Genomic DNA, 9,928 nt, shown 5'->3' on the forward strand with positions numbered 1-9,928 from the left:
TCGCGGACGAATGCGTCGACGTCCCGTGGATCGATGTGGATGTAACCCATGAGTATGAGCATGTCGGGCTCCTCCCGTTCACAGGCCGACGGTCAGCACGATCTTTCCCTGGATATGGCCCTCGGCGGCCCGTTCATGCGCCTGGCGCGCCTCGGCAAGCGGATAGGTGCTGTCGATGACGGCGCGGATCGTTCCGTCATCGAGCAGGTGGGCAAGTTCCGTCAGTTGGGCTCCGCTGGAACGGACCTGGGTCGCGGAAACCGTGATGCCCTGTTTTTCGGCCTCTTCGGCATCCGCAAAGCCAAGCGGGTAGACCGGAAACAGGGCGCCTCCGCGCTTCAGGGTCTGGAGGAAACGGCCCGTTGTCGGACCACCCACCGCATCGACGACAAGATCAAGGTCGCGGGCCACGTCCTCGGGCGGCGTTTTGGTGTAGTCGATGAATTCGTCGGCGCCGAGGTCGCGCAAAATGGCCTCATGTCCGCTTGAGGCAACCGCAATCACCTGTGCGCCCTTCAGCTTCGCCACCTGCACCGCGAAATGCCCGACGCCGCCCGCGGCCCCGTTGACCAGCACGGTCTTGCCCTGAAGCGGAACCGGCTGATGCGGGCTGGCTTGCAGCGGGTTCGGTTCGTTGTGGCCAAGCGCCACCATGAACTGCCAGGCGGTGAGCAGCGACATGGGTGCGGCGGCGGCATGAATGTGATCGATGCCGGCGGGCTTTTTCGCAAGCTCGGACGCCGGCACGCTGACATATTCCGCATAGGCCTTGCTTTCCCCGACGCTGAAAAATCGCACCATGGAATAGACTTCATCGCCGGCGGAAAAGCCTTCGACATCATCGGCGACCGCCTCGACCACCCCTGAGATGTCGGTGCCCAGAATGAGCGGAAAGTCGACCTGCGGCCGCCATTCCGGCGGAAGCGCCCTGTAGCCGTCGCGCAGGTACCAGTCTGGGGGATTGATCCCGATGGCGTGGACGCGCACCAGGACTTCTCCCGACTGAAGCGCGGGTTTCGGCGCATCTTCGTATTGCAGGACGTCCGGGCCGCCAAAGGCGTGGATCCGGACGGCTTTCATTGTTTCATTCGACATGGCTTTGTCCTTTCAAGGCAAAAGTGCTACAGATGGAGCACTGCCCCGCATTATGTGGAGCGATGCCCCGTTTAAATGGCGCGCCGCTCCATTTGTCAAGCCGTATCATGAAATCAGATGGTCGAGAGAAGGACGACCGCGTCCTCGCTGTCGCCCGCGATCGTGTTTCCGGGGAGTGTGTCAACACGCCTCGCGCCACATCTAAAACGACGTGACGCTACGGGAAGAAACGCGCGGCACCATTCTGTCCCGACGAACGCGCGTGATGGCGGGGCGTCGTGCCCGTCACGCGTTTGAAGGCGGTTCTGAACGCGCTTTCCGATTCATAGCCGAGGGCATGGGCAATCGCGCCGATGGCTTCGCCATGCTCCAGACGGCGTCCGGCGAGGCGCATCCGCCAGCGCGTGAGATATTCGATCGGGCTTTCGCCGACCAACTGCCGGAACCGCGCCGCAAAGCTGGCGCGCGACATGCCGGCCTCAGTGGCAAGCGTTTCCACCGCCCAGCGCCGCGACGGTTCCCGATGGATCGCCTTGATGGCCGCCCCCACGCGCTGGTCCGATAACGCGAACAGCCAGCCGGTCCCCTTGTTCTCGTTGAGGTAGAGGCGGAGCGCCTGGATGAAGATCATCGAGGCGAGCTGCTGTGCGATGAGGATGCCGCCCGGCTCGAGATCGGTCAGTTCCTGCCGCATCCGCTCGAAGGCCCAGCGCAGCGTTTCAGCCTCGCCGCGCAAATGGACGATTGGCGGCAGCATGCCGAGCAAGATCTCCGCCTGCGGTCCCGCTAGCGCAAAATGGCCGCCGAGCACGGTCACGCCTGAGCCGCCATTGAGCTGAACCAGCATGCCTTCTTCAGCGCCGAGAAAGTGGCGGCGCCAGTCGTCCGGCGGCAGGCTCAGGTCGCTGGCGATCTGAAACGGCTGGCCGCGCGGCAGCATGAAGCAATCGCCCTTCTGCAGAAACACAGGCGCGCCAGCGCCTTCCACAGCAATCCAGCACGCGCCTGCGGTGACGGCGTAGCATTTGACGGCCTCATGGGCGTCAAAGCCGACCGACCAGTTGCCGCCTGCCTCGAAGCCGCCCACGAGATAGCTTCGCAGTCGCAGGAAGGAGATGATATCGGACAGCGGATCCATTCTGGATGAACTCCAACAAAAGCAGGATTTTGACGCATAGTTCGTCTGAAGTCGACCGCCTATGATGCTTTCGCGATTCAGCGTTCATGTGCACGAGGAGATCGAGTTTGACCTTTGAGATATTGGCGCTGGTCATGACGATCGCCTGTTGCGCTCTCGGCATCCGCTTCCTCGTCTTTGGCGGCGGCGTTCTCCGGGAGTGGGGGCTTGAAAGCACGGCCGGAGCGCTCATTCTGTTTCGCCGGATGGGCCTGATGTATCTTGGCCTCGCCCTGATATTTTTCCTCGGGCGAACAGCCGGCCCCTCGGAAATCCGCTCAGCGGCGTGCCTGGTCATCGGCGGAACGGCCATAATGCTGGCGGGTCTGGGAGTATTCGAATTCCTGGCTCGGCGCGTCAGTGCGGGCATCTTTCGTTCGGTCATCGCGGAAGCGATGCTTGGGGCGGCCTTTATCTGGGTTTGGTGGGCGGGCTGATGATGGGTTTCACGCTGCGAACTGATATGAGCGCTGAGCAAACCGACGGGTACCAGTCATGAAGCGCATCCAGTATTTCAGGTATGGCAAGCCGGAAGAGCTTTCGCTCGCCGATGTGGATCAGCCGCAACCCGGACGCGGCCAGATTCTGGTTCACGTCAAGGCCGCGTCCGTCAACCCGATGGACTGGAAGATCCGGCGCGGAGAAATGAAAATTTTGTCCGGTTCACACTTTCCGCGCGGCCTGGGTCATGACTTTTCCGGTGTGGTCGAAGCCGTGGGCCCCGGCGTCGATCAATTCAGGCGAGGCGACGAAGTCTTTGGCGCAACGACCATCCGGCAAGCCGGTGCTTTCGCGGAATATGTCGTAGCGGACACAAAGACTGTTGCGCTGAAACCACCGAATCTCACGTTCGAGCAGGCAGCGACCCTGACGGTCGTCGGTTCAGCGGCCTGGATCGGCCTCATCGCAAAGGCGAAATTGAGAGCCGGTCAGTCCGTCCTGATCACCGGGTGTCTGGGCGGTGTGGGGCGTTCGGCGGTGCAGATCGCACGCATGCAAGGGGCAATCGTCACCGGCAGTTGTCGCGCGTCCGGAGGCGCGGACGCGCAGGCACTCGGCGTAAGTGAGGTGATCGACTACAACGCCTTCGAGATCGGGGCCTATAAACGCCGGTTCGATGTCATCTTCGATACCGCAGGCGCTCTAACGCTGCGCCAGTGCGGCGCGATGCTCAAGAAGGGCGGCCTATCGCTGCACATCGTCCCAACGCCCGCCAAGATAATCGGCTGCCTGCTTTCATCGCGACATCACATCGTGATCGCCAATCCAACGCCCGAAAGCTTCGCGGGCATTTCACAAGCGGCCGCGCAGGGCAAGCTCGCCCCGGTGATTGGTCGCGTCGTACCGTTGTCTGAAGCGATCCCGGCCATTATTGCGCTCGAAAAAACCGGCAACCCCAAGGGAAAGCTGGTGATTGCTCCCATGGAGTAGGACTGGCGGGCAGCCGTCATTCCCGTGGATGCGATCGGTAGCCATTTGGTACGGCTTTGTCCTCTCACGGTAAGCGTGCTACAGCTGGAGCATTGCCCCGTTTAGGCGGGGTGGAGCTCCATCTGTTAAGTGACATCATGAGATCAGACGCCCGCAAGAATTACGACCACATCCTCGCCGTCGCCCGCGACCTTCTTTCCGGGGAGGGCGCCGATGCGTCGCTGCGTGATATTGCCCGCAAGGCCGGCGTTGGCGACGGGACGCTGCATCGCCATTTTCCGACGCGCGAAGCCCTATTGGAGGCCTTGCTCCGCACAAGCTTCGACGCGTTGAGCGCGCGGGCGGGCGAACTGGCACAGTGCGAAGAGGCCGACGAAGCGCTGTTGACATGGGTGCGCGAGGCGATTGCGGTGACCCACAGCTACAAGGGTGTCATCGCACCGATGGTGGCCGCGATCGCCGACGAAAATTCCGCCCTGCATTTCTCATGCGTCGATCTGCGCCAGGCGGGGGCGGGGCTTCTGAAGCGGGCGCAGGCGAGCGGGCTGGCGCGGCAGGACATGGATGGCAACGATCTGTTCGCGCTGATCAGCGCCCTGGCCTGGCTTGCCGACCAGCCTCCGCTCGTCCCGCGGGCGGATCATCTGTTCGACATCATATCGGATGCCATTCTCTTGAGGCGGCCCGGCAGGGTCCCGGAGAACCAGCGGGTATAAGCTGCCTGAGAAGATTTGCCCGGCGACTAGTCGGGCTCATGTGCAGGGCTTGCAGCGCCCCGCTGACCGGCCGCACGGTAACGCAGCCCGTCCACCAGCAACGCGACCAGCCGGCGCGCGGCTGCTGGATTTCCATCGCTTGACGGCATGCACAGGCTCGCGACCGCGCGCAGGAGATCATACGGGTTTGCATCCGGCCTGATTTCTCCGGCGGCGACGGCGGCATCGAGCAATCTTTGCAGCGCAGGCTCGAACCGGCTGTCGAAATAGGCCGGCAACGCTTCGAACGCCGGGTCGCCCGAATGAAGCGCGGCAGCCAGTCCGCGCTTGGCAACGATGAAGTCGACATAGCGCTGCATCCAGCGTTCGAGCGCTTCTGCGGGAGGATAGGCGTCCGCGAGAGAGGCTGCGGCATCCGCGCAGGCGTCCACCTCACTGCGAAACACTGCTGCAATCAGATCGGAGCGCTGCGGAAAGTTGCGGTAGATGGTCCCGACACCGACACCCGCCTCTTCCGCGATCTCGCGCATCGGCGCCTCGACCCCCGATGTGGCGAACACATCCCGTGCCGTGCGCACCAGTGTCTCGATGTTGCGCTGCGCATCTGCGCGCACATTCCGTTCCGACGATCTGCCAGCCATGGATTCCTAAAATTCTCCAACACACGCTTGTTAAGCGGAACAATGTTCCGTATATAGACGGAAGACTGTTCCGTTTAATACGCCGCCGGGCTTCAAAAAGCCAGTGGAGAAACCAGGGGACTTATTTGAGGGATATGAAATGCGCATTTTTCTGACCGGCGCGACCGGGTTCATCGGTTCGGCGATTGTGCCCAACCTGCTCGACGACGGACACGAAGTTCTGGGGCTTGCGCGGTCGGAACCGTCTGCCGAAGTCTTGCGGCAAGCGGGTTGTGATGTCCTGAAAGGCGATCTGCGTGATCTGGAGAGCCTGCGCCGGGGCGCGGAGCAGGCGGACGCTGTCATCCACACGGCCTTCGATCATGATTTCTCACGCATGGCGGACAACTGCGAGATGGACCGCCTCGCGATCGAGGCGATGGGCGGCGCCCTTGCCGGATCGGGCAAAAGGTTCATCGTCACGTCGGGCCTGCCGCCCCTCATGGGGCAGGTTTCCACCGAGATCGATATCCTGCCGGCCGGCGCCCATGGCATGCCGCGCGTATCGGAGCAGGTGGCGATGGCTTTGACTGACAGCGGCGTCAGCGTGTCGGTGATCAGGATGCCGCAGGTCCACGACCGCAATCGGCAGGGATTTGCCTCCTATCTGATGGATCATGCGCGCAAAAAGGGTGTTTCGGCCTATGTGGGCGACGGCCAAAACCGCTGGCCGGCGGTTCACCGGCTTGATGCCGCCCGGCTTTACAGCCTCGTGCTCGAGAATGGCGCGAGCGGCGGGCGCTACCACGCGGTGAGCGAAGATGGCGTTGCGGTCCGCGACGTCGCCGAAGCGATCGGCAGGCGATTGAATATGCCGGTGACGTCACTTTCGGACAAAGATTCGGCTGGACACTTCGGCTGGCTCGACCGGATCGCGCGAATGGACGTTCCCGCGTCCAGTGTCCTGACAAGGCAAAAGCTGAATTGGCAACCCCTACAGAAGGCTGGCCTCATCCAGGATATTCTGGACTCGGTCTGAACGAAGGTCTGCCCCCTGAAATATCATGCCGCGAATGGAGACACTGACCATGCCCGAACCAACCGTAAAGCCCGACAGACCGCCGGTGCCGATGGCGACACCCATCCTTTCCTTCAGTCCGGTGACGTTCGAGGTCCCGGGTCGACAGGCGCCGCTCGAAATGCGGGTCGTGGTCCCGGCGACGGGCGACAAACTGCCGGTGCTCCTGCTGTCTCACGGCCACGGCTCGTCCAATTTCATCGCCTCGATGCGAGGCTATGGCCCGCTGGTCGACTTTTATGCCTCCCATGGCTTTGTGGTGATCATTCCAACGCACCAGAATTCCAAGACACTCGGCCTCGACACGAGCGGCCCCGAGGGGCCGCTGTTCTGGAAATCGCGCCCGAGGGATATGAGCTTCATCATCGATCATCTCGATGAGATCGAAACCGCCGTCCCCGGCCTTGCGGGACGTATCGACAGGAACCGCATCGCCGCGGTGGGGCATTCCCTGGGCGGGCACACCGTCGCCATGCTGGCCGGCATGCGCGTGAAGGATCCCGAAAGTGGTGAAGACGTGGACCTCTCCGAGCCACGAATAAAGGCGGCCGTCCTGTTCTCGCCGCCGGGCAGCGGAAGCGGTGCATCCGCAACGATAGCCGAACGCTATCCGGCGCTGGTCAACAGCGACTTCAGCTTCATGACGACGCCTTGCCTGGTCGTGACGGGCGACAAGGACATCAACCCGATGTTCTCCGAGCGCGCGGACTGGCGGGCCGATGCATATCGGCTTGCTCCGGCCCCCAAATCGCTGCTGACCGTGAGGGATGCCGGACACATTTTCGGCGGTATATCGGGCTATGACGCGGCGGAAACATCGGACGAAAGCCCTGAACGCGTTGCCGCCATCCAGCGCATCACCTGGGCCTATCTCAGAACCGCGCTCTATCCGGACGATCCGGCCTGGAGCACGATAAAGAGCGAAACCGAAACAGGCTCCCAGGGGCGGATCGAGAGCAAATAGACAGGGGTTTCAGAAGTCGATTTCCGGCGGCGGACGATTGCGCCGCCGGAATGATTTGTCCGCCATGAACCTGTCGTCCGACACCTGCGTTCGGTCAAGGCTTGCCCCCCGGAGCGTTCAACCCTTGTATCCCCGTAATGCTGTTGCAATCTTGGTAGGAAAGACTGCTGTCTGCAGAAAACCCGGAGACGCGATGAGACTCCTGCTGGTTGAAGATGAACGGGAGTTGGCGAACGCACTGTCGGCGGCGCTGAGCAAGCAAGGCATTGTCATCGACCATGCCTTGTATCTCGCGGACGCATATGAACTCACGCTTCAAAACACATACGACGCCATTCTGCTGGACCGGCGCTTGCCCGATGGCGAGGGCCTGACATTCATTCCGAAGCTGAGACGGGCCGAGGTTGATACGCCCGTCATCGTGCTGACCGCCAGAAATGAGCCGATGGAGCGCGTCGAGGGGCTGGACCTTGGCGCGGACGATTATCTTGGAAAGCCGTTTCTCATCGAAGAACTGATGGCGCGGGTGCGCGCCCTGCTGCGACGTCCGCCAACCCTGGAGGAACAGACTATTCGGGTGGGGCGGTTGCAGATCGATCCGCTGAATCTCGATGTCACGTCTGGCACCGTGCCGCTCGATCTTCCCAGGCGTGAACTTCTGGTCCTTCAGGCGCTTGCCAGGCGGAAGGGAAAGACCGTCCTTCGCTCCACGCTCGAGGTTGCGGTCTATAACTACGAGGAGGAAATACAATCCAACGCTCTTGATGCGCATATATCGAGGCTGCGAAAGCGGCTGGCGGATGCCGACGCGGGGGTGACGATCCACAATATCCGCGGTGTCGGCTATCTTCTGAGGGAGGAATAATGCGCGCCGGACGCCAATCCAATCCCTCGCTCCGGTGGCGATTGAGCTGGCAGCTCAGTCTCGTGATTTCGGTCGTCATTGCTGGGGTCATCCTCGGGCTTTGCGTCTATGGCACGATGGTTCTTTCGCCCAATGTCGCCATGGAGCAGGAGGTCAAATCCGCCGTGGCGGGAGCGATTGAGCGCGATCGTCATGGCACGCTCGCACTCAGAGAAACGCCGGCGCTTCGATTGTTGATGGAACGGAACGACAGGCTTTGGTTCGTGGCCGCCACAACCGACGGGGCCTCTCTCTCCCGCGGAACTGTTCCCGCAAACTATGCCGCCATTTCTCCGCTGGTGAGCCTGTTTCATTCGGCCGATATTCGCGGAGCAAGCGGTGTGCGTGAAATCGCTTCGATCGAGGACGTCGAGACGCCGATCGGGGAAGTCAGGATTCTCTTCGGCGGCATCGCCGGCAAAGGGTGGCCTGTTTTCACGATCTTCAAAGAGGCCTATCCGATCTACCTCTCGTTGCTCGCAATTGCGCTGCCGGCCATCTTTCTCGCGGTTCCCCGCATCGTCGGGCATGCAATCGCGCGCGTCAGCGACGTTGCTGACATGGCGTCGCAAATTGAACCCCACCGGCATGGGGACCGGCTTCCTGTGGCTGGCATCCCCAAAGAGGTTGCTCCGCTGGTCATCGCATTCAACGGCGCGCTCGACCGTATCGAGAATGAGTTCCGAAAACGCCAGCGCTTTTTGATCGACGCGGCGCATGAACTCAGGACGCCGATCGCGATCGTGCAGACGCGCATCGAGGGCCTGTCTGAAGGGCCGGAGCGCCGGCGATTGCTGGATGACGTTGCGCGCCTGGCGGATATGGCGGAGCAGCTTCTCGATTTCGAACGCGGCAACCAAACGATCGATCTCGACGAAACGGTGGATCTCGTCGACATCGCGCGCACGGCGGTGGCGGATCTCGCGCCGCTTGCAATCGCGGCAGGTTACGAGATGTCGTTTCATGGCGAGGCAGAGTGCGTCGAGCGCAAAGGCGATAGCTCGGCCCTGCGTCGCGCGATCGGCAACCTCATCCGCAACGCCATCGAGCACGCCGGCGGCTATGGGACAATCACGGTTTCCGCTTTGGCGGACGGCGAAATCAGCGTGAGCGACGAAGGGCCGGGCATCCCGGCAGATCAGCAGGACCTGGTGTTCGAGCCTTTCTACCGCGTGGTCCCGAACAGCCGCGGGGCAGGCCTTGGATTGAGCCTGGTAAAGCAAATCGTCGAAAAACATGGCGGGCATGCCAGTATCGAAAGCGGCTCCTACGGCACCAAGGTGACAATGCGGCTTTGAGCACGAAGGGCATTCGTGGCGCGGCCCGTAATGTCCACGCAATTCTTGCGTTCCATTGTTGCTCGCGAGCCGCCTCTGCAACCTGCGGCGGCGTTGAAACGAGAGCAAGCTTTATGACAAACGACAATCGCACATCGTGGGCGAGCGGCTGGCGGGCTTCGCTGCCAGCCCAGGTCCTCGCGCGCATCTCAATCGCAGTTTTTACCGCCCGTTCCCGGAGGCAGTGCTCATGACCTGGGATCCGAGCGCGGAATGGACGGGTTATGCCGCACCGACATCGTTCGACGACTACGCGAAGCGCTATGAGCGCTTTTTCAGGATGCGGCGCGAGGACGGCATCATCGAGCTTCGCATGCACACCGACGACGGTCCCTACAGACATACCCACGCCGCCCACAACGCCTGGGCCCGCGTCTGGCAGGATGTCGGCAATGATCCCAAGAACCAGGTGCTGATCCTGACCGGCACGGGCGACCAATGGATGATGGGCGATCCGAAAGGGCTCAATCCGAAACCGGCGGCAGAGCTGGACCCGGATCATATCTACCAGCGGATGATGGACGGGTGGAAGCACATCGAAAGCTTCATCTACAGCATCGACATGCCCACCATCGCAGCCGTCAACGGCCCCGGCGTCCACACGGA

General features: G+C 62.0%; 10 protein-coding genes and 1 pseudogene. 8 read left to right on the plus strand and 3 right to left on the minus strand.

What is annotated here, in order from left to right; translation table 11 throughout:
- Positions 1-78: 78 nt before the first annotated feature.
- Both B4E36_RS13430 and B4E36_RS13435 read right to left on the minus strand, forming a co-directional pair.
- Positions 79-1,095 carry an NADP-dependent oxidoreductase gene (locus B4E36_RS13430; RefSeq protein ID WP_292060023.1) on the minus strand — a complete coding sequence of 339 codons (1,017 nt, stop codon included), beginning with the start codon at positions 1,093-1,095 and terminating at the stop codon, positions 79-81.
- 217 nt (positions 1,096-1,312) lie between these two features.
- Positions 1,313-2,233: an AraC family transcriptional regulator gene (locus B4E36_RS13435; protein ID WP_292060021.1), complete on the minus strand. Its 921-nt coding sequence runs from the start codon at positions 2,231-2,233 to the stop codon at positions 1,313-1,315.
- A 107-nt stretch (positions 2,234-2,340) separates the two neighbouring features.
- On the opposite strand from B4E36_RS13435, the gene B4E36_RS13440 reads away from it, so the two are divergent.
- The 3 genes from B4E36_RS13440 (at position 2,341) to B4E36_RS13450 (ending at position 4,419) form a co-directional block, all read left to right on the plus strand.
- A complete protein-coding gene (locus tag B4E36_RS13440) occupies positions 2,341-2,709 on the plus strand; it encodes a hypothetical protein (protein WP_292060019.1) in 369 nt (122 codons plus the stop codon).
- Between the two features lie 58 nt (positions 2,710-2,767).
- On the plus strand, positions 2,768-3,703 hold the full coding sequence (locus B4E36_RS13445; protein ID WP_292060018.1) for an NADP-dependent oxidoreductase: 936 nt from the start codon (positions 2,768-2,770) through the stop codon (positions 3,701-3,703).
- Between the two features lie 137 nt (positions 3,704-3,840).
- A complete protein-coding gene (locus B4E36_RS13450; RefSeq protein WP_292060016.1) occupies positions 3,841-4,419 on the plus strand; it encodes a TetR/AcrR family transcriptional regulator in 579 nt (192 codons plus the stop codon).
- 26 nt (positions 4,420-4,445) lie between these two features.
- Here B4E36_RS13450 and B4E36_RS13455 read toward each other — a convergent pair whose 3' ends face one another.
- Positions 4,446-5,060: a TetR/AcrR family transcriptional regulator gene (locus tag B4E36_RS13455; protein ID WP_292060015.1), complete on the minus strand. Its 615-nt coding sequence runs from the start codon at positions 5,058-5,060 to the stop codon at positions 4,446-4,448.
- A 139-nt stretch (positions 5,061-5,199) separates the two neighbouring features.
- On the opposite strand from B4E36_RS13455, the gene B4E36_RS13460 reads away from it, so the two are divergent.
- From B4E36_RS13460 to B4E36_RS13480, 5 genes and pseudogenes are all read left to right on the plus strand, one after another.
- Complete coding sequence (locus tag B4E36_RS13460) at positions 5,200-6,078, plus strand: SDR family oxidoreductase (protein WP_292060014.1); 879 nt, start codon at positions 5,200-5,202, stop codon at positions 6,076-6,078.
- A gap of 49 nt (positions 6,079-6,127) precedes the next feature.
- Positions 6,128-7,081: an alpha/beta hydrolase family protein gene (locus tag B4E36_RS13465; protein ID WP_345900459.1), complete on the plus strand. Its 954-nt coding sequence runs from the start codon at positions 6,128-6,130 to the stop codon at positions 7,079-7,081.
- 193 nt (positions 7,082-7,274) lie between these two features.
- Positions 7,275-7,946, plus strand: coding sequence for a response regulator transcription factor (locus B4E36_RS13470; protein WP_292060048.1), 672 nt, complete (start codon positions 7,275-7,277; stop codon positions 7,944-7,946).
- Positions 7,946-9,283, plus strand: coding sequence for a sensor histidine kinase (locus B4E36_RS13475; protein WP_292060010.1), 1,338 nt, complete (start codon positions 7,946-7,948; stop codon positions 9,281-9,283). Before B4E36_RS13470 ends, B4E36_RS13475 begins: the two co-directional genes overlap by 1 nt.
- Positions 9,284-9,512: 229 nt before the next feature.
- Positions 9,513-9,928: pseudogene (locus B4E36_RS13480) on the plus strand (enoyl-CoA hydratase/isomerase family protein); the annotation flags it as partial.

Source organism: Martelella sp. UBA3392 (genome assembly GCF_002358775.1).
Lineage (GTDB): Bacteria > Pseudomonadota > Alphaproteobacteria > Rhizobiales > Rhizobiaceae > Martelella > Martelella mediterranea.